Raw genomic sequence first — 18,514 nt, forward strand, 5'->3', positions numbered from 1 at the left:
CCCGGCGGCGGCCTGAGCCACGAGCACGCGGTTCATACGGTTGCTGCCGGCTCCGAGTGCGCCGCGCAGGCCCGCGGTGCCGAACGCCAGGCGCGCCGAGAAGCGGTCGGCGAGCTCGTCCGCCGCTGCCGCATCGCCGGCCTCCGCGGCCTCGATGAGCGCGCGCAGCTCGCTGCGGGTCTCGCCGTCGGGGTCCTGCGCGAGCCACGCGTGGGCGCGCTCGAGGACCTCGGCTCTCTCATCCGCCCCGGTCGGGACTGCGTCGGGGGCAGGCTCCTGCGTCTCCGGGCTCGCGGCCGGCACCTCGGCGCCGCTCACAGCACGCCGATCACGCGAGCGAGGAGGGAGGAGATGACGGGCTCGGCCTCGCGGCCGGCGTCCAGCACCTCCTGGTGGCTGAGCGGTGTCTTCTGGATGCCGGCGGCCATGTTGGTGATCAGCGAGAAGCCGAGGATCTCCATGCCGGCCTGGCGCGCGGCGATGGCCTCGAGCGCCGTCGACATGCCGACGATGTGCCCGCCGATCGCCTTCGCCATCTGCACCTCGGCCGGGGTCTCGTACTGGGGGCCGCGGAACTGGCAGTACACGCCCTCGTCGAGGCTCGGATCGATGGATCGCGCCAGGTCGCGCAGGCGGAGCGAGTAGAGGTCGGTGAGGTCGATGAACGTCGCACCCTCGAGCGGCGAGTCGCCGGTGAGGTTGATGTGGTCGCTGATCAGCACCGGGCGGCCCGGAGTCCAGGTGTGCTTGATGCCCCCGGCGCCGTTCGTCAGCACCATCGTGCGGGCTCCGGCCGCGGCGGCCGTGCGCACGCTGTGCACCACCCGTCGCACGCCGTAGCCCTCGTAGTAGTGGGTGCGGGCGCCGATCACCAGCACGCGGCGGCCCTTGGGTGTGACGATGCTCCGCAGCGTCCCGACGTGACCGCTGAGCGCGGGAGCGCTGAAGCCGGTCACCTGGGTCGCGGGGAACGTCGCGGTCGTCTCGCCGAGGAGCTCCGCGGCCTTCCCCCAGCCGCTGCCGAGGGTCAGCGCGATGTCGTGACGCTCGACGCGGGTGATGCGGGCGATGTCCTCCGCGGCGGCGGCGGCGACCTCGAAAGGGTCGGCCGTGGGGTCGTCGAGGGGATTGCCGGTGGTGTCTGACATGCCACCACTTTAGGAACCGGCGGGCACAAGAGCCAGCGAGGGCGCTGCGCCGCGCGTTCGGGAGTGTCGCCGTATGTGTCGTCGGCGCGCCATCCGGCAGGGGAGAATGGAATCCATGTCGATCAGCTTCGAGACCACCCAGAGCGTCGCCATCCTCGGCGGCGGACCCGGAGGCTACGAAGCGGCGCTGGCCGCCGCCCAGCTCGGAGCCGAGGTGACGGTGGTCGAACGAGCGGGAATCGGCGGCTCGGCCGTCATCACCGACGTCGTCCCGTCCAAGTCGCTCATCGCGACGGCCGACGCCGCCGTGGCGATCGCCGGCGCCGGCGACCTGGGTGTGCAGCTCTTCGCGAAGGGCAAGGACGGCAAGCCTCTCAAGCCCGAGATCGCGATCAATTTGAGCGCCGTCAACAAGCGCCTGCTCACGCTCGCGCGGCAGCAGTCCGACGACATGCGCGCGTCGCTGGTCGAGGCGGGCGTGCGCATCATCTCCGGTCACGGACGTCTAGAGGGCGACCACGCCGTCGTGGTGTCGACTGGCCCCGGCGGCACCGATTTCGATCGCATCGAGGCGGACACGCTCGTCGTCTCGACCGGCTCGTCGCCGCGCGAGCTCGCGAGCGCCAAGCCGGACGGCGACCGCATCCTCACCTGGACGCAGCTCTACAACATGAACGCCCTGCCCGAGCACCTCATCGTGGTCGGCTCGGGCGTGACCGGCGCCGAGTTCGCCGGCGCCTACATGAACCTGGGCGCGAAGGTCACGCTCGTGTCCAGCCGCGACCAGGTGCTGCCCGGTGAGGACAAGGATGCCGCCGCCGTCCTGGAGCGCGTCTTCAAGCGCGGCGGCATGAAGCTGCTGTCGAAGTCGCGGGCCGAGAAGGTCGAGAACACCGGCGACGCGGTCGTGGTGACCCTGTCGGACGGTCGCACCGTCGAAGGCAGCCACTGCCTCATGGCCGTCGGCTCCGTCCCCAACACCGCGGGCATCGGCCTCGAAGAGGCGGGCATCCAGATGACCGAGTCGGGCAACATCCAGGTCAACCGCGTGGCGCGCACGTCCGTGCCGAACATCTACGCCGCCGGCGACTGCACGACCTTCGTGCCCCTCGCCTCGGTCGCCTCGATGCAGGGCCGCACCGCCATCTTCCATGCCCTGGGCGACGTCGTCATCCCGCTCGAGCGCCGCCGGATCACGTCGAACATCTTCACCGCCCCCGAGATCGCGACGATCGGCTGGCAGGAGAAGGACATCGAGGACGGCCATATCAACGGCGTCGTGCACAAGCTCCCGCTGGCCGCCAACCCGCGCGCCAAGATGATGGGCATCAAGGACGGTTTCGTGAAGATCATCGCCCGCGAGGGCAGCGGCACCGTGATCGGGGGCGTCATCGTCGCCCCCCGCGCCTCGGAGCTCATCTACCCGATCGCGATCGCGGTCGAGCGCCGCCTCACGGTCGACCAGGTCTCCCGCGTCTTCGCGGTCTACCCATCTCTGTCGGGCAGCATCACCGACGCCGCCCGCGCGATGCACGTCGTCGACCACAACGTCTATGGCGGCTGACGTGAGCTGACGGATGCCGCGGCCCGCGGCATCCGTCATCGCGCCGCTAGCCGAGCCCGCTGTTCGCGCCCCACAGCTCCGCCGCCCGGTTCGCCCCGGCGTCGACGAGCGCCCGCAGGTCCGGGCGGTCGGGCATCGCGAACGAGACGTAGGCTCCGCGTCCCCCGGCGACCGGACGGCCGTAGGCCTTCACCGCCAGGCTGCCGTCGGGCAGCAGCCGCACCGTGAGGGTCTGCAGCTCGAACTCCTCGCCGCGGCGCGTGTCGTGCCAGCGCAGCTCGGGCGGGATCACGACGTTGATCGCCGCTGCGGACACTTCGGGGGAGGTGGGGGACGCATCCATCCCGCCATCCTGCCCCTGGGGCAGTGCCCGAGGGAACTCGCGTCAGGAGATCGTCAGCAGCTGGTGACCGGCCGACACCGTGGTGCCGGGGTTCGCGTTGATCGCGCCGATGACGCCGTCCTTGTGCGCCTGGATCGGCTGCTCCATCTTCATCGCCTCGAGGACCACGACCAGGTCGCCCTTGACGACCTGCTGGCCCTCCTCGACGGCGACCTTGACGATGGTCGCCTGCATGGGGGACTTCACCGCGTCGCCGGAAGCGCCTGCGACCACAGTGGGGGCGTGGGAGCGCCGCGACGGCGGCACGGCAGCCGGCCGGCCGGCGACACCGGGTGCGGTGACCACGCGGTCGGGCAGGCTCACCTCGAGACGCTTGCCCGCGACCTCGACGACCACGGTGTGCCGCGCCTCGGCGGGCGCCGGCGCGTCGAGCTCGCCGTCCCACGGCGGGATGTCGTTGACGAACTCGGTCTCGATCCAGCGTGTGTAGACGCCGAACCGGCCGTCCTCCGCGACGAACGCGGGATCGCGGACCACGGCGCGGTGGAACGGGAGAACGGTGGGAAGCCCCGACACCTCGAACTCATCGAGGGCGCGACGCGAGCGCTCGAGCGCCTCGGCGCGGTCGCGGCCGGTGACGATGATCTTCGCGAGCAGCGAGTCGAACGCTCCCGACACGCTGTCGCCGGCGGTGACGCCGGAGTCCAGGCGGATGCCGGGGCCGCCGAAGGTCTTGAAGACGTGGATGGGCCCGGGCTGGGGGAGGAAGCCGCGCCCCGGGTCTTCGCCGTTGATGCGGAACTCGATCGAGTGGCCGTCGGCGATCGGGTCGTCGTAGCCGAGCTCCTCGCCCTCGGCGAGGCGGAACTGCTCCCGCACGAGGTCGATGCCAGTGACCTCCTCCGAGACGGGGTGCTCGACCTGCAGGCGCGTGTTGACCTCGAGGAAGGAGATGGTGCCGTCGGCGCCGATGAGGAACTCGCACGTGCCCGCGCCGACGTAGCCGACCTCCTTGAGGATGGCCTTCGACGCGTCGTAGAGGATCGTGTTCTGCTCGTCCGAGAGGAACGGCGCGGGCGCCTCCTCCACGAGCTTCTGGTGGCGGCGCTGCAGCGAGCAGTCGCGCGTCGAGATGACCACGACGTTGCCGGCGGCGTCCGCGAGGCACTGCGTCTCGACGTGGCGCGGCTTGTCGAGGTACTTCTCGACGAAGCACTCGCCGCGGCCGAACGCCGTGATCGCCTCGCGCGTCGCCGACTCGAACATCTCGGGGACCTCGTCGATCGTGCGGGCGACCTTGAGGCCTCGCCCGCCGCCGCCGTACGCCGCCTTGATGGCGATAGGCAGACCGACCTCTTCGGCGAACGCGATGACCTCGTCGGCGCCCGCGACGGGGCCGGGGGTGCCGGGCGCGAGGGGGGCTCCGACCTTCTCGGCGACCGCGCGGGCGGTCACCTTGTCGCCCAGGGCCTCGATCGCCTCGGGTGACGGGCCGATCCACACCAGCCCGGCCGCGATCACGGCGCGGGCGAAGTCGGCATTCTCGGCGAGGAATCCGTACCCCGGGTGCACGGCGTCGGCGCCCGAGCGGCGAGCGACCGACAGGATCTTGTCGATCGACAGGTACGTCTCGGCGCTGGTCGAGCCTTCGAGCGCGTACGCCTCGTCGGCGAGGCGGGCGTGCATGGCGTCGCGGTCCTGGTCGGCGTAGACGGCGACGGACGCCTTGCCCGCATCGCGGGCGGCGCGTATGACGCGAACGGCGATCTCGCCGCGGTTGGCAATGAGAACCTTGGCGATCTGGGGCATGGATGCCAGCCTACCGACGGCATCACGAGGGCTTTTGACCGGTTCATACAAGAACCGACGAGAAACGTGGGATTCCTACTACAACGCCGGTCGGCCGCCGGCAGTGCCCGGCTACAGAGTGGCGGGATCGGTCTCGGTCGGCCCGAGCGACGGATCGGTCGTGTTCCAGAGCGCGGTCCACTCGACGCCCAGCTCCCGCACGAGCCGGCGCAGCGTCGACATCGACATGCCGACGACCGTCGAGGGGTCTCCGTCGACGCGATCGATGAAGGCTCCGCCGAGGCTGTCGACGGTGAACGCGCCCGCCACGTGCAGCGGCTCGCCGGTCGCGACGTACGCGTCGATCTCGGCATCCGTCATGTCTGCCACGAAGGAGACGGATGCCGCCGCCGTCGCGTGCACCTCGCGCGGCGCCTCGCCCGGCTCGATGCGCACCACGGCGTGACCCGAGTGGAGCACGCCGGTACGGCCGCGCATCGCCCGCCAGCGGGCCACGGCGTTCTCGGGCGTGTACGGCTTGCCGAGCACCTCGCCGTCCAGCTCGAACATCGAGTCGCCGCCGATGACGATGCCGTCGAATCCGGGGATGTCGTCGCGCAGCCGCGCCGCCACGTCGGACGCCTTGCGCCGAGCGAGCAGGAGCACATGCTCGTCGGGAGCGAGTGTGCGCGCCTCGGCCGCCTCGACCGTCGCGATCACAGCCTCTTCGTCGACGTCGGGGGCGACGGTGAGCGGACGGATGCCGAACTGGCCCAGCAGCATGAGCCGGGCGGGCGAGGTCGAGGCGAGGCAGACGCGCATGCTCCCACGGTACGCGGCCGAGCCGTAGGCTCGACGGATGAGCGGAACCGGCGACCTCCTCGACCTCGACATCACGGGTGTCGCCCACGGCGGCGTCTTCGTCGCCCGGCACGAGGGGCGGGTCGTGTTCGTGCCCGACACGATTCCGGGGGAGCGCGTCCGCGTGCGGCTCACCGACACGGCCAAGTCGTCGTTCTGGCGCGCCGAGACGCTCGAGGTCCTCGAGGCGTCGCCGCATCGCCAGCTGCACGTGTGGCGGCAGGCCGACGTCGACGTGCCGCCCGAGCAGCGGCCCGGCGGCGCCGACTTCGGCCACATCGAGCTCGCGCACCAGCGCGGCCTCAAGCTCGAGGTGCTGCTGGACGCGCTGCAGCGTTTCGGAGGCATCGCCGCGCCCACGGCGACGATGAGCCCGGTCTCGGCTCCGTCAACGCCGGACGGCGCCGAGGACAGCACCGATGACGCGGACGGCGAGACCGTCGACGGCACAGCGTGGCGGACGCGGGTGAGCCTGCACGTCGATGACGACGGCAACGTCGGGCAGTACGCGGCGCGCAGCCATCGCGTCGTGCCGCTCGAGGACCTGCCGCTCGCGACCGCGGCCGTCGAGCGCATCGCGCTCGAGCTGCGCGGCGGCGAGCCCGGGCGCATCGATCTCGTGCAGCCCGCGGACGGTCGTGTGCGGGTGCTGCCGCGTCCCCAGACGAATCGGGATGCCGCCACCCGGCGTGGGCGCGGTGGCCGCCCGGCACCCGGGCGGCGTTCCGGCAGGGCGCCGGCGCCCGAGGTCGTGGTGGAACGCGTCGGCGGTCGCGAGTTCCGCGTCGACGCCGGAGGCTTCTGGCAGGTGCACCGGCTTGCGGCGCACACGCTGACCAACGCCGTGTCGGCCGCGGTGAGCAGCCTCCCGGGAGATGCTCGCGCCGTCGATCCCGAGGCCTGGCATCTGGATCTCTACGGTGGCGTGGGACTGTTCGCTGCGACGCTGGGCGAGCTCGGCGGGCCGTCGACGCGGGTGACGAGCGTCGAATCCGACGCGCGCGCCACCGAGCACGCGGGCGAGAATCTGGTCGACTGGGTCGGCGCCCGGGCCGAGACCGCCCGGGTCGACCGCTGGCTGGCGCGGCTCGTCGCCGAGGCATCCACCCCCGAACGAGAGCGCCTGTCACGAGGAGTCGTCCTCCTCGACCCGCCGCGCTCGGGAGCAGGACGCGAGGTCGTCGAGCACATCACGGCGCTCTCGCCGAAGACGGTCGTCTACGTCGCATGCGATCCCGTGGCGCTCGCCCGCGACATCGCCACCTTCCGGGCCGGCGGTTACGACCTGGCCAGCGTCGACGCCCTGGATCTTTTCCCGAACTCGCATCACGTCGAAGCCGTGGCGGTTCTCACCCGCGGGTGACGCACGTGGCTAGGCTGGCGGAATGACGCGCGTGGCCTTCATCGACGACCACGAGTCGGTACGACTCGGGCTGGAGGCGGCCTGCGTCCGCGCCGAGGCGATGAACGTCGCCTTCTCGGGCAGCACCGTGACGGAGTACGTGGAGTGGCGGGCACGATCGCGCCAGCCTCCGGCGGACGTCGTCGTGCTCGATCTGACGCTCGGCGACGGCACCACGGTCACCGAGAACGTACGGCGCCTGGTGCTCGACGGGTCGAGTGTCATCATCCACAGCGTCGCCGACCGCCCGGCAGCGGTGCGCGAAGCCCTGGCCGCCGGCGCGGCCGGCGTCGTCAGCAAGTCCTCGCCCATCGGCGATGTGATCGCGGCGGTGCGCACGGTGGCGCGCGGCGAGCCGCTCAACAACGTCGAGTGGGCGAGCGCCGTCGAGGGCGATCGCGCGTTCGCCGACGCACAACTGTCGGCCCGAGAGCGTGAGGTGCTGCGGCTCTACGCCGCCGGCCTCCCGCTGAAGGTCGTCGCCGACCGCCTCGGGGTCGCCTACTCGACGGCCAAGGAGAACATCACGCGCATCCGCGTCAAGTACGTCGAGGTCGGTCGGCCAGCTCCGACCAAGATCGATCTGCTGCACCGCGCCGTCGAGGACGGGATCCTCGTGGAGCCGTCCGCCGACCCGGGAGACAATACGCGTGGCCGTTGACGCGCAGACCGGCGTGCTCGACACGGCGTGGGGTCAGATTCCCCACTCGCCGCAGGCCACTGCGGGCATCGGGTCGTTCACGCGGTCGCGCGTGGAGCGGATCATCTCGCTGGTCGGCGGCGCCTTCGGATCGCTGATCCTCGGCGTCCAGGCGTTCCTTGCGGCGCTGGGCTCGACCGACGAGCTGCCCGGGTGGCACGAAGCGCTGATGATCTCGGTCTTCGGCACCCTCGCGGTGATGATCCTCGCGTGCGTCATCGGGCGCGGTGTGCGGGTTGCCGCCGGCGTCTTCGCTCTGGTCTATGTGCTCGCACTGGTCGCGTGGCCCATCGCCACCGCGGGAGTGATGCCGACGACCGTCGACGAGCCGTGGATCTGGTACCTCGTCAACCTGGCGACTCTCGCCGCGGTCCTGGCCTTCCCCTTCCCGCTGCAGATCGGCTGGACCATCCTCGCCCCGGTCCTCTTCGGGCTGGTGCGGCTGATGCAGGTCGGCTTCGACAGCGACTACTGGATGACCGTCGGATTGGACGTGTCGTTCGCCCTCATCCTCGGCGGCGTGATCCTCACGCTCGGCTGGCTGTTCCGCTCGATCGCCGTCAACGTCGACGAGACGCGCGCCCGGGCGGTCGCCTCCTACGCGCAGGCGGCGGCGGCGGATGCCGCGGAGCAGGAGCGCGTGGCCGTCGCCGCCCTCATGCACGACAGCGTGCTGGCGGCGCTCATCGCCGCGGAGCGGGCGAGCACACCGCGTGAGCGCACGCTCGCGGCATCCATGGCTCGCGAGGCGCTCACGCGGCTGGCCAATACCGAGCAGGATGCGCACGAGGGCACCGACGAGCCGTGGGATGTCGCGGCCCTCGCCGCCGAGATCGACGCGGCCGCCGCCGAGCTGGGCGTCGACGTCGACGTGCAGCGCGAGTTCGACGACGCGGGGTCGCTCATTCCGGGGCGCGTGGCGCGCGCGCTCGCGCTCGCCGCGACGCAGGCGGTGGCGAACGCCCTCCAGCACGCCGGTGGCGCCGGCCTCGGCGTCGCCGTCATGGAGTCGCACGGGCGCGTGCGTGTCGAGGTGCACGACGCCGGCGAGGGCTTCGACCTGGATGCCGTTCCGGACGACCGGCTCGGCATCCGTGCGTCGATCATGGCCCGTGTCGCCGCCGTGGGCGGGCATGCGGACCTCGAGACCGGACCGCACGGCACCGTGGTGCGGCTCACCTGGCAGGAGTCCGCCGCATGATCAGCGTCAAGAACGTCCTGGTCGTGCTCGCTGTCGCATTCACGGCGTACCTCGCCGCGCGCGGCCTCTCGTGGACCGGACCGATCACGCAGCCCCTCGTCGTCGTGGTCGCCCTCGCGTTCTATCTCGCGACAACGTGGCTCTGCATCTTCTGGGAACCCGCATCGACGCGATCCCCCTCGCCTCCTGCCGCGTCACCTGCGACGGGGGCACACGCCGAGGACGAGACCAAGACTTCCGTCGACGGCATCCGCGGTCCGGTGCGGCTTCCGCCGATCGCTCAGGTCCTGGCACTCGCGTGCGCGGTCATCGTGCCGAGCGCGATCTCCGTCGCGGTGGGGGAGACAGCCCGGACCGCCCCCTTCGCGACCTGGTACCTGGGAGGGATCGGCGCGCTCATGACCATCGTCATGGTGCGCCGCCGCCCGTGGACCGCGTGGACGGGAATCGTCGCGCTCACCATCGCGTCGATGCTCTGGATGGGGCCCCTCAATGCGCTCGCACTCGGGCTCGTCGGCTCGATCGTCTGGGTCACGTGCGCGCAGCTTCTGGTGTTCTCGATGGACCGGGCAGCGCGCGACACGTCCCGCCTCACGCGGCTGCAGCGCGCGGCGACGGGATGGCAGACCTCGCAGATCGTGCGCCAGCGGGAGCGGCGTGTGCAGGTGCAGAAGGCGCTCGCGGTCGCGGGACCCGTGCTCACGCGCACCGTCGCTCACGCGGGCGTGCTCACCGATGCCGACCGTCTCGAGGCGCGGATCGCAGAGGGCAAGCTCCGCGACGAGATGCGAGGACCGCGCCTGCTCGATGACGAGGTGCGTGCCGAGCTCGAACGCGCGCGGCGTCGCGGCGCCAACGTGACGGTCCTCGATGAGGGCGGGCTCGACGACGTCGACGACGAGCAGCTGAGCGTCATCCGCGCCCAGCTGGCCGACGCGCTGCGGTCAGCCGCCTCCGACCGGCTCTACATCCGCACCTCGCCCGACGAGCGGGTGGCTGTCACGGTGGTGGGACGCTCGCCGTCCGTCGGCGGGCCCAGCGACGAGGACTCCGTCGACCTGTGGCTCGAGATCCCGCACCCCGGTCGAGCCTGAGGTCTGAGGGCGCTCGATTCCGACCGCCCTCGCGGGGGCCGCGCACACGGATGGCGCTGACCGACCGGCGTCGAGCCGGAGGGGATGCCGCCGCATCGCCCGAACGAGCCCCTCCATGCATGCGGATCGGCGCAGGAGAGCGGCCGCCGCAGAGAGGGGGAGCCCTGGAGGCATACTCGCTCCCCGCCCGGAGGGGGAGGGGAACCAGGCGGGGAACGGAGAAGAAGGAGGCGAGGGGCGGCGAAGCCGCCCGCCCCTCGCCTGCGCGGACGGTTACCCGAAAACCGTCCGCATGGCCAGATCCGGGGATACCGCAGTGCGGAATCGGACCGGCCGAACGCAGAAGCGTTCCAGCGAGACAAGTATCTCCAGGATGCGAGGGGTGTGTCTGTAGGTATTTCGGGGGACAAGCCGACGAGTCCGACCAAGGCTTCTGCGGCGTCCGGTCGCGACGGCGTGATCAGCCGAAGCGGCCCCATCCCAGGTCGCGGTCGAGCGGCTGCCGCAGGGCACGCTGCGAGAGCTCCCAGCCGGTGCGTCGCACGCGGTCCTCGGCGACGGCCTCCGCCGCCTCGCCGGTGTACGCCTCGCTGACGACGGCGATGAGCGCTGCGAGCTCCTCCTCCGTGGGCGTGCCGCGACGCAGGTCGATCGTGATGCTGTCGCGCGCGGCTGCATCCCCGCCGGCCTCGGCCGGGACCGTCTGGTCGTCCGGGAGGCTCACAGCGGGATGTTCCCGTGCTTCTTGGGGGGCAGGCTGGCGCGCTTGCCACGGAGCGCGCGCAGGGCCTTCGCGATGGAGACCCGCGTCTGCGCCGGCTCGATGATGCCGTCGAGCTCGCCGCGTTCGGCGGCGAGGAAGGGAGAGGCGACGTTGTACGTGTACTCGTTGGCGAGGCGTGTCCGCACGGCGGCGACGTCTTCGCCTGCCTCTTCCGCGCGCTTGATCTCGCCGCGGTAGAGGATGTTCACGGCGCCCTGGCCACCCATGACGGCGATCTCGGCCGTCGGCCACGCCAGGTTCACATCGGCGCCCAGCTGCTTGGAACCCATGACGATGTAGGCGCCGCCGTAGGCCTTGCGGAGGATGACGGTCACCAGCGGCACGGTCGCCTCGGCGTACGCGTAGAGGAGCTTCGCGCCGCGCCGGATGACGCCGGTCCATTCCTGGTCGGTGCCCGGCAGGTAGCCGGGAACGTCGACGAGGGTGACGATCGGAATCGAGAAGGCGTCGCAGAAGCGCACGAAGCGGCTCGCCTTCTCGCCGGCCTCGATGTTCAGCGTGCCCGCCATCTGCGAGGGCTGGTTGGCGATGATGCCCACCGAGCGGCCCTCGATGCGGCCGAACCCGATGACGATGTTCGGTGCGAACAACGGCTGCACCTCGAGGAAGTCCTCGGCGTCGACGATCCCGCGGATCACCTGGTGGATGTCGTACGGCTGGTTGGGAGAGTCGGGGATGATCGCGTTCAGCGCGCGGTCGGCATCCGTCGTCTCGAATTCGAAACCGCTCTCGTAGACGGGCAGCTCCGCCATGTTGTTGTCGGGGAGGAAGCCGAGCATCGAGCGGACGTAGTCGATCGCGTCGTCCTCGTCCTCCGCGAGGTAGTGCGCGACGCCCGAGCGGGTGTTGTGCGTGTACGCGCCGCCGAGCTCCTCCATGCCGACGTCCTCGCCGGTCACGGTCTTGATCACGTCCGGGCCGGTCACGAACATCTGGCTCGTCTTGTCGACCATGACGACGAAGTCGGTGAGGGCAGGCGAGTACACGGCGCCGCCGGCCGCGGGGCCCATGATGATCGAGATCTGCGGGATGACGCCCGACGCCCGGGTGTTGAGGCGGAAGATCTCGCCGTACTTGCCGAGAGCGACGACGCCCTCCTGGATCCGGGCGCCGCCCGAGTCCAGAATTCCCACAATCGGGATGCCGGAGCGCAGGGCGAACTCCATGACCTTGATGATCTTCTCGCCGGCGACCTCGCCGAGCGATCCGCCGAAGGTCGAGAAGTCCTGCGAGTAGACCGCCACCGTGCGGCCGTGGATCGTGCCGACACCGCTGACGACGGAGTCGCCGTAGGGGCGGGAGCGGTCCATGCCGAACGCGGTGGTGCGGTGACGCACGTACTCGTCGAGCTCGACGAAGCTGCCGGTGTCCAGGAGCATGTCGATGCGCTCGCGCGCGGTGCCCTTGCCCTTCGCGTGCTGCTTCTCCTTGGCGACCTCCTCGGGATCGAGGACGGCCTCCTGGAAGCGTGCGCGGAGGTCGGCGATCTTGCCGGCGGTCGTCGAGAGGTCGGGCTGATCGGTCACGGATTCCACCCTATCGGCGGGCTCGGGGGATCGGTTGGAGGGTTCGCACAAGGGGTCGCGGCATCCGCTGTGGGTCCCCGGCGGAAAGCGTGGGCGCGGGAGCGGCGCCGCCGGGGCGAGGCGCGTACGGTGAGCAGCATGTCCTACTCGTCCGAGGGGTTCCCGCTCGCGGCCGCCGTGAGCCCGCGCGTCCAGGTCGTGGAGACCACCGACTCGACCAATGCCGATGTCGTGCGGCACGTCGTCGATGCCCGGCACGAATGGCCTCATCTGTCGCTGCTGCTGACCAGAGACCAGCGCGCCGGTCGCGGGCGCCTGGACCGCACGTGGGTGACGCCGCCCGGATCCGCACTCGCCGTCTCGGTCGTGATCGATGCCGCGGCGATCCCGGCAGCGGCGCGCGGCTGGATCCCGCTGCTGGCGGGCGCCGCGATGACGCGTGCGATCGGTGCGCAGCTCGCAGACTCAGCGCATACCGCGACGCTCAAGTGGCCGAACGACGTGCTCATCGACGGCGGGAAGGTCTGCGGCATCCTCGCCGAGGTCGTGCCGGGGCACTCCGATGTCGTCGTCGTCGGATCGGGCGTGAACACCCGGATGCCGCGCACCGACCTCCCCGTCGACACGGCGACCTCGTTCGCAGCGGTGGGTCTGACGTGCGACGAGGATCGCCTGCTGGCGGACTACCTCGCTGCTCTCGACGAACAGCTGACCGCGCTGGCCGCCGCCGGCGGGGATGCCGCGGCCTCCGGCGTGCTGGCCGAGGTCGAGGCGCTCTGCAGCACGCTGGGCAGCGACGTCGCGGTGTCGCTGCCCGACGGTCAGACGCTCTGGGGCCGGGCGCAGCGCGTCGACCCTGACGGGCGCCTGGTCGTCGTGCAGGACGGCGAGTACGAGAGCGTCGTGTCGGCCGGCGACGTCGTTCACGTGCGAAGCCGTCCTCGCTCCTGACGGCTCGAGTGCCGGGCGGCGCGCGGCGCTGATGACGTAAAACGGCGGGTTCACCTCGGACTGTCGGCGGCTCGCCGCACAATGGTGACATGACGCAGCCGACGAGCTACGGTGGCAGGCCGCTGACGCCGGCCCCCGGCGCGCCCACTCCGGAGCTGCTCGTCGCGCGCTTCCGCCCCCATGCGCGCCGGCTCACGTGGTCGGCCCTCGTGCTCATCGCCGTCGCGGGTGCCTGCGGGTACTTCTACGGCAACCTCCCGGCGCCGTTCGAGAACTGGATGCTGCTCGCCGCGGCGGCCGCCGTGCTGCTCCTGCTCGTGGTCCTCCCGTACCTCGCCTGGGCGGGGCACGTGTACACGATCACGACGCGGCGCGTGATGGAGCGTCGCGGAGTCTTCGGGGCGAAACGCAGGGAGCTGGCACACGTCCGCGGTTACACGCTGAAGGTCCATCGCGGCCTGCTGCAGCGCATGTGGGGTGCGGGGACGATCACCCTCGCCAACGGCGTCGACGAGCCCCTGCGGCTCGCCAACATCCCCAGCGCCGAGCTCGTGCACGAGGCACTCGTCGATCAGGTCGAGGTGAATCAGATCCTCGCGCATCGCGACGCGCAGCCCCTCCCGCCCGGCCCGCCGCCGGCCGTTCCGCCTCGGCCGCCGCTCCCGCAGGCCTGACCCGGCTCGTCCGTCATCCCGGTGTGCGGGATGATGGAGGAAGTCTTGAGGCGAGAGGGAGTGGCATGGCGCTGCGAGTCGGAGTCGTCGGAGGTGGCCAGCTGGCCCGCATGATGATCGCGCCGGCGGTCGAGCTCGGAGTCGAGCTGCGCGTGCTCGCCGAAGACGAGGGGATGTCGGCATCCCTCGCCGCCACTGCCGTCGGCGACTACCGAGACGCCGCGACGGTGCTCGCGTTCGCCCGCGAAGTCGACGTCGTGACCTTCGATCACGAGCACGTGCCGCAGGACGTGCTGGCCGCGCTCGTCGGCGAGGGCATCGCCGTTCACCCCGGCCCCGATGCACTGAAATTCGCGCAGGACAAGCTCGTCATGCGGGCGCGTCTCCAGGAGCTCGGGATGCCGCAGCCCGACTGGGCGGCCGTCACCGACACCGAGGAGCTGCAGGCGTTCATCGACGACCACGGCGGGCGAGCGGTTGTGAAGACTCCCCGCGGCGGCTACGACGGCAAGGGCGTCCGCGTGGTCTCGGCCGGCACCGAGGCCGAGGACTGGTTCGCGACGCTCGCCGAGGATGCCCATGGCGGCGCCCTCCTCGTCGAGGAGCTCGTCGACTTCACCCGAGAGCTCGCCCAGCAGGTCGCCCGTCGTCCGTCGGGCGCCGTGAAGGCGTACCCCGTCGTCGAGACGGTGCAGCGCGACGGCGTGTGCGCAGAGGTGATCGCGCCGGCTCCGCACTCGAACGAGCGACTGCAGCAGGTGGCGTCCGAGATCGGCGTCTCGATCGCCGAGGGACTCGGGGTGACCGGGATGCTGGCGGTCGAGCTGTTCGAGACCACCGACGAGCGGCTGCTCGTGAACGAGCTGGCCATGCGCCCGCACAACAGCGGCCACTGGAGCCAGGACGGCGCGGTGACCAGCCAGTTCGAGCAGCACCTGCGCGCCGTGCTCGACCTTCCCCTCGGCGATACGCATCCTGTCGCGGGGTGGGCGGTGATGGTGAACATCCTCGGCGGGCCCGCTGACGACGCGCTCGACGCCCGGTTCGCTGCCGCGATGGAGGAGCACCCGCAGGCCAAGGTGCACACCTACGGCAAGGCGCCGCGTCCGGGGCGCAAGGTGGGGCACGTCAACGTCGTCGGCGACGACCTCGACGACGTGGCGTATCAGGCGCGAGCCGCGGCATCCTTCTTCCTGGACTGATTCCCTTACGGTGGGAGCTCGCTGGCCGGCTACGTGGCTTGGTGAAGGGACCGCGCCGTTGCGGGGATCTTCCAGCCTTCGCCCCTAGCCTTGACGAGTGACTGCGCCCCTTCATTCCTCCGAGGCGCCGCTCGTCGGCGTCGTCATGGGCTCCGACTCCGACTGGCGGGTCATGAGCGACGCCTCGCAGGCGCTCACGGACTTCGGCATCCCGCACGAGGTCGAGGTCGTCTCGGCGCATCGCACCCCCGACAAGCTCATGCGCTACGGGCGTGAGGCCCGCTCGCGCGGGCTGCGGGCGATCATCGCCGGCGCCGGCGGGGCCGCGCACCTTCCCGGCATGCTCGCCTCGGTCACCGCACTCCCGGTCATCGGCGTGCCCGTGCAGCTCGCGACGCTCGACGGCATGGATTCACTGCTCAGCATTGTGCAGATGCCCGCCGGGATCCCGGTCGCGACGGTCTCGATCAACGGCGCCAAGAACGCCGGACTCCTCGCCGCGCGGATCCTCGGTGCCTCGGACGACGCCGTCGCGGACCGCGTCGAGGCGTACGCCCGCGATCTCGAAGCGCAGGTCGAGCAGAAGAACCGGCGGCTCAAGGAGTCGCTGTGAGCGTGATGAGCCCACCGAGCGCCACCGCACGTCCGGTCCGACCGGGCGTCGTCGAAGAGCGCCCGATGCGGCACCCGGATGCCTCGTCGCGGGCGGTCATGACGCGCCGCGGGTGGTGGCTGGTCGGGCTGAACTTCCTCATACCCGGGTCTGCGCAGGTGCTCGCGGGCAACCGGAGGCTCGGTCGATTCGGCATCGGCGCGACGCTCGTGATGTGGGCGCTCCTCGTGATCGCGCTGCTGTTCGCGCTGCTCGCGCCCACCGCCGGACTCAGCATCGTGACGAGTGCGTGGCTGCCCGACTGGTTGGGACTGCTCCGTCCGCTCCCGTTGCTGATCGCTCAGGGACTGCTGATCGGCTACGCCGTGCTGTGGATCGTGCTCACCGTCGACACACTGCGGCTCGTGCGCCTGGTGAAGACCGGACGCGGCGCGCGCTTCGCGATCGCCCTCGTGGCAGTCGGTCTGATGGTCGTCGCCAGCGGCACCGCCGCTTACGCATCGACCGCCGTCGGCGCCATACGCAGCACCATCAGCACGATCTTCGGGGCGAGCGGCCCGTCCGTCCCTCCGTCGGACGGCTACTACAACATCCTGCTGCTGGGCGCCGACAGCGGCGAAGGCCGCGACTCCATGAGGTTCGACAGCATCTCGGTGGTGTCGGTCAACGCCACGACCGGTGCGACCACCATCACCGGCATCCCACGCGACATGCCCCACTTCCCGTTCGCGGAGGGTCCCATGCAGGACACCTACCCGAACGGTCACGAGGGCCACGCGGACCCGACCTGCGGGTGGGGGAGCGGAATCAACCAGCTGCGCACCGAGGTCGAGGTGTGCCAGAACGGGGCGGACTTATACCCGGATGCCGAGGCGAACGGTTCGGAGCCCGGCATCGAGGCGACGAAGGACGCGGCCGAGGGGATCCTCGGAATCGAGATCCCGTACTACGTCTTCGTCGACATGCACGGGTTCGCCTCGCTCGTCGATGCGCTCGGCGGCGTCGACATCAACGTCACGGAGCGCCTGCCCAAGGGCGGCGGGCCCTCGTACCCCGGTGAGTCGGCCGAGGACTGGGCGATCGGCTGGATCGAGCCCGGCCAGCAGCACATGGACGGCGACACCGCCCAGTGGTACGCCCGCTCGCGCTACACGACCGACGACTTCTCACGCATGAAGCGCCAGCGCGAGCTGCAGGAGGCGATCCTCGCGCAGTTCACGCCGCAGGTGGTCCTGACGCGCTTCCAGGACGTCGCCACCGCCGGCTCGGACCTCGTTCAGACGGACCTGCCGCAGTCGCTCATTCCGACGCTCGTGGACCTCGCGTTGAAGGCCAAGGAGCAGCCGGTGCAGACGCTCGAACTCACGCCCGCCGAGGGGATCGACGAGTTCAACCCCGACTACGCCTACATCGCCGATCTCGTGCAGACGACGCTCCACCCGCCGACCCCGACGCCCGAGGGCTGAACCGTGGTCGCCACGCTGCGCGTCGTGCTCGACCAGCTCGTCGCACCGACCGAGCCCGAGATCGCCGAGGCCTCGCGCGAGCTGGCCCGGGCCCTCGTGCTCGGTGCGCCCTCCGGCTGCGAGGTCGAGGCGATCGCACCCGCTGGCGGGTCGGATGGCGCTTTGGACGCGGTGCCGGGTCTGGTGGGGGTACGTCGCACGGCCCTGCCCCGGCGCGAGCTCGCGACCGCGCTGCAGCTGGGCGTCGGCACGGGCATCGGCGGAGGAATGATCCACTCGCCGTCGCTCTTCGCGCCGCTCGTGCGCCACGACCGGGTGCACGACCACGACCAGACGGTGGTGACCGTGTGGGACCTCCGCCCGTGGGAATCGCCCGCCGAGCTGCCCCGCGCCGTCGTCGCCTGGCACAAGGCGATGCTGAAGCGCGCGGTCAAGCACGCCGACGCCGTGGTGGTGCCCACGCATTCGCTGGCGGCGCGGCTGCTGGAGATCGCGCCGCTGGGCGATCGCGTGCGGGTCATCGCCGGGGCGTCGCCGCTGGCGTTCTCGGTGCCGGTGGATGAAGTGGGCCGTCGCCGCGAGCTGAGTCTGCCCGAGGGCTTCATCCTCTTGGCGGGCGGGCCGCTCGGTTCTGAGGGGTTGGATGCCGGACTCGCCGCGGTCGCCGCATCCGCTGTCGACCTCCCCATCGTGGTGATCGACGTCGAAGAGGGGCACGAGCCCGCGGTGGCCGATCTCGCGTCAGCTGCCGGAATCCCGGAACGTGTGCTGCACGTGCGCGGCGTGCTGTCAGCGATCGATCGTGCCGCCGTGTTCGGCGCTGCCGTCGCCTTCGTCGCTCCATCGCGTCGCGCAGCGTTCCCGTGGCGCGTCGTCGACGCCCTGACGCTCGGCGTGCCGGTGGTCGCGGCGTCGTCGGCGGTGCACGACGAAGTCGTGTTCGACGGGGGAGTGCTGGTGTCTTCGTCGAGTGTGTCGGAGCTCTCGGACGGGCTCGGCGCGGCGCTCGCGACGGGCCTGGGTTCGACGGCAGCTGCGGAACGGCTGGGGGTGCTCGCGGGGGATCGCGGGCGTGCGTTCTCGTGGCGAGAGGCCGCCGACAAGGTCTGGATGCTGCACGCCGAGCTGTAGCCGTTCAATCGTCTGGCCGGGGCTTCTGCGGCGAGGCGCGTCGAAACCGGACGACGGATCGGCCAG

The 18,514-nt window shown here is 71.2% G+C and carries 17 protein-coding genes and 1 pseudogene; 11 read left to right on the top strand and 7 right to left on the bottom strand.

The genetic code is table 11. From position 1 onward, the window contains the following. Both VIP82_RS05405 and VIP82_RS05410 read right to left on the bottom strand, forming a co-directional pair. Positions 1–318 (bottom strand): annotated as a pseudogene (locus tag VIP82_RS05405) (phospho-sugar mutase); the annotation flags it as partial. Continuing rightward, on the bottom strand, positions 315–1,148 hold the full coding sequence (locus VIP82_RS05410) for a purine-nucleoside phosphorylase (protein WP_331906426.1): 834 nt from the start codon (positions 1,146–1,148) through the stop codon (positions 315–317). The pseudogene VIP82_RS05405 and the gene VIP82_RS05410, both read right to left, overlap by 4 nt. A gap of 106 nt (positions 1,149–1,254) precedes the next feature. Between VIP82_RS05410 and VIP82_RS05415 the strand changes: the two genes are divergently transcribed. Continuing rightward, positions 1,255–2,712: an NAD(P)H-quinone dehydrogenase gene (locus VIP82_RS05415; RefSeq protein WP_331906428.1), complete on the top strand. Its 1,458-nt coding sequence runs from the start codon at positions 1,255–1,257 to the stop codon at positions 2,710–2,712. A gap of 46 nt (positions 2,713–2,758) precedes the next feature. Here the strand turns inward: VIP82_RS05415 and VIP82_RS05420 are convergent, their stop codons facing one another. The 3 genes from VIP82_RS05420 to VIP82_RS05430 all read right to left on the bottom strand — a co-directional run bounded on the left by VIP82_RS05420 (position 2,759) and on the right by VIP82_RS05430 (position 5,665). After that, on the bottom strand, positions 2,759–3,055 hold the full coding sequence (locus VIP82_RS05420; protein WP_331906430.1) for a hypothetical protein: 297 nt from the start codon (positions 3,053–3,055) through the stop codon (positions 2,759–2,761). Between the two features lie 42 nt (positions 3,056–3,097). Further along, on the bottom strand, positions 3,098–4,864 hold the full coding sequence (locus tag VIP82_RS05425; RefSeq protein WP_331906432.1) for an acetyl/propionyl/methylcrotonyl-CoA carboxylase subunit alpha: 1,767 nt from the start codon (positions 4,862–4,864) through the stop codon (positions 3,098–3,100). Between the two features lie 111 nt (positions 4,865–4,975). Further along, positions 4,976–5,665, bottom strand: a complete 690-nt coding sequence (locus tag VIP82_RS05430) for a Maf family protein (protein ID WP_331906434.1) — start codon at positions 5,663–5,665, stop codon at positions 4,976–4,978. A gap of 37 nt (positions 5,666–5,702) precedes the next feature. Between VIP82_RS05430 and VIP82_RS05435 the strand changes: the two genes are divergently transcribed. From VIP82_RS05435 to VIP82_RS05450, 4 genes are read left to right on the top strand one after another with little or no spacing between them, the layout of a single operon-like run. Then, complete coding sequence (locus VIP82_RS05435) at positions 5,703–7,067, top strand: class I SAM-dependent RNA methyltransferase (RefSeq protein ID WP_331906436.1); 1,365 nt, start codon at positions 5,703–5,705, stop codon at positions 7,065–7,067. A 22-nt stretch (positions 7,068–7,089) separates the two neighbouring features. After that, complete coding sequence (locus tag VIP82_RS05440) at positions 7,090–7,767, top strand: response regulator transcription factor (protein ID WP_331906438.1); 678 nt, start codon at positions 7,090–7,092, stop codon at positions 7,765–7,767. Beyond that, on the top strand, positions 7,757–9,007 hold the full coding sequence (locus tag VIP82_RS05445) for an ATP-binding protein (protein WP_331906440.1): 1,251 nt from the start codon (positions 7,757–7,759) through the stop codon (positions 9,005–9,007). The genes VIP82_RS05440 and VIP82_RS05445 overlap by 11 nt, the downstream gene beginning before the upstream one ends. Continuing rightward, positions 9,004–10,101 carry a hypothetical protein gene (locus VIP82_RS05450; RefSeq protein WP_331906442.1) on the top strand — a complete coding sequence of 366 codons (1,098 nt, stop codon included), beginning with the start codon at positions 9,004–9,006 and terminating at the stop codon, positions 10,099–10,101. The genes VIP82_RS05445 and VIP82_RS05450 overlap by 4 nt, the downstream gene beginning before the upstream one ends. Positions 10,102–10,561: 460 nt before the next feature. Here VIP82_RS05450 and VIP82_RS05455 read toward each other — a convergent pair whose 3' ends face one another. Together VIP82_RS05455 and VIP82_RS05460 are read right to left on the bottom strand one after the other, a co-directional pair. Further along, positions 10,562–10,825: an acyl-CoA carboxylase subunit epsilon gene (locus VIP82_RS05455; RefSeq protein ID WP_331906444.1), complete on the bottom strand. Its 264-nt coding sequence runs from the start codon at positions 10,823–10,825 to the stop codon at positions 10,562–10,564. Next, positions 10,822–12,411: an acyl-CoA carboxylase subunit beta gene (locus tag VIP82_RS05460; RefSeq protein WP_404909332.1), complete on the bottom strand. Its 1,590-nt coding sequence runs from the start codon at positions 12,409–12,411 to the stop codon at positions 10,822–10,824. Before VIP82_RS05460 ends, VIP82_RS05455 begins: the two co-directional genes overlap by 4 nt. A 138-nt stretch (positions 12,412–12,549) precedes the next feature. On the opposite strand from VIP82_RS05460, the gene VIP82_RS05465 reads away from it, so the two are divergent. The 6 genes from VIP82_RS05465 to VIP82_RS05490 all read left to right on the top strand — a co-directional run bounded on the left by VIP82_RS05465 (position 12,550) and on the right by VIP82_RS05490 (position 18,448). After that, positions 12,550–13,362: a biotin--[acetyl-CoA-carboxylase] ligase gene (locus VIP82_RS05465; protein ID WP_331906534.1), complete on the top strand. Its 813-nt coding sequence runs from the start codon at positions 12,550–12,552 to the stop codon at positions 13,360–13,362. Between the two features lie 89 nt (positions 13,363–13,451). Continuing rightward, entirely contained in the window at positions 13,452–14,036 is a 585-nt protein-coding gene (locus tag VIP82_RS05470; RefSeq protein WP_331906446.1) for a PH domain-containing protein, read from the top strand. Positions 14,037–14,101: 65 nt separating this feature from the next. Further along, the gene (locus tag VIP82_RS05475) at positions 14,102–15,238 is read left to right on the top strand and encodes a 5-(carboxyamino)imidazole ribonucleotide synthase (RefSeq protein WP_331906448.1); all 1,137 of its coding nucleotides are present in this window, start codon (positions 14,102–14,104) and stop codon (positions 15,236–15,238) included. 145 nt (positions 15,239–15,383) lie between these two features. Continuing rightward, positions 15,384–15,851, top strand: coding sequence for a 5-(carboxyamino)imidazole ribonucleotide mutase (gene purE / locus VIP82_RS05480; RefSeq protein WP_331906536.1), 468 nt, complete (start codon positions 15,384–15,386; stop codon positions 15,849–15,851). After that, a complete protein-coding gene (locus tag VIP82_RS05485; RefSeq protein WP_331906450.1) occupies positions 15,848–17,317 on the top strand; it encodes an LCP family protein in 1,470 nt (489 codons plus the stop codon). The genes purE and VIP82_RS05485 overlap by 4 nt, the downstream gene beginning before the upstream one ends. Before the next feature lie 3 nt (positions 17,318–17,320). Further along, complete coding sequence (locus VIP82_RS05490; protein ID WP_331906452.1) at positions 17,321–18,448, top strand: glycosyltransferase; 1,128 nt, start codon at positions 17,321–17,323, stop codon at positions 18,446–18,448. Positions 18,449–18,514: the final 66 nt, after the last annotated feature.

This window comes from Microbacterium sp., from assembly GCF_036566905.1.
Classification (GTDB): domain Bacteria; phylum Actinomycetota; class Actinomycetes; order Actinomycetales; family Microbacteriaceae; genus Microbacterium.

Coding starts and splice junctions, on each gene's coding strand:
- VIP82_RS05410 (WP_331906426.1), bottom strand. CDS start 1,148: ATGTCAGACACCACCGGCAATCCCCTCGACGACCCCACGGCCGACCCT.
- VIP82_RS05415 (WP_331906428.1), top strand. CDS start 1,255: ATGGAATCCATGTCGATCAGCTTCGAGACCACCCAGAGCGTCGCCATC.
- VIP82_RS05420 (WP_331906430.1), bottom strand. CDS start 3,055: ATGGATGCGTCCCCCACCTCCCCCGAAGTGTCCGCAGCGGCGATCAAC.
- VIP82_RS05425 (WP_331906432.1), bottom strand. CDS start 4,864: ATGCCCCAGATCGCCAAGGTTCTCATTGCCAACCGCGGCGAGATCGCC.
- VIP82_RS05430 (WP_331906434.1), bottom strand. CDS start 5,665: ATGCGCGTCTGCCTCGCCTCGACCTCGCCCGCCCGGCTCATGCTGCTG.
- VIP82_RS05435 (WP_331906436.1), top strand. CDS start 5,703: ATGAGCGGAACCGGCGACCTCCTCGACCTCGACATCACGGGTGTCGCC.
- VIP82_RS05440 (WP_331906438.1), top strand. CDS start 7,090: ATGACGCGCGTGGCCTTCATCGACGACCACGAGTCGGTACGACTCGGG.
- VIP82_RS05450 (WP_331906442.1), top strand. CDS start 9,004: ATGATCAGCGTCAAGAACGTCCTGGTCGTGCTCGCTGTCGCATTCACG.
- VIP82_RS05465 (WP_331906534.1), top strand. CDS start 12,550: ATGTCCTACTCGTCCGAGGGGTTCCCGCTCGCGGCCGCCGTGAGCCCG.
- VIP82_RS05470 (WP_331906446.1), top strand. CDS start 13,452: ATGACGCAGCCGACGAGCTACGGTGGCAGGCCGCTGACGCCGGCCCCC.
- VIP82_RS05475 (WP_331906448.1), top strand. CDS start 14,102: ATGGCGCTGCGAGTCGGAGTCGTCGGAGGTGGCCAGCTGGCCCGCATG.
- purE (WP_331906536.1), top strand. CDS start 15,384: ATGGGCTCCGACTCCGACTGGCGGGTCATGAGCGACGCCTCGCAGGCG.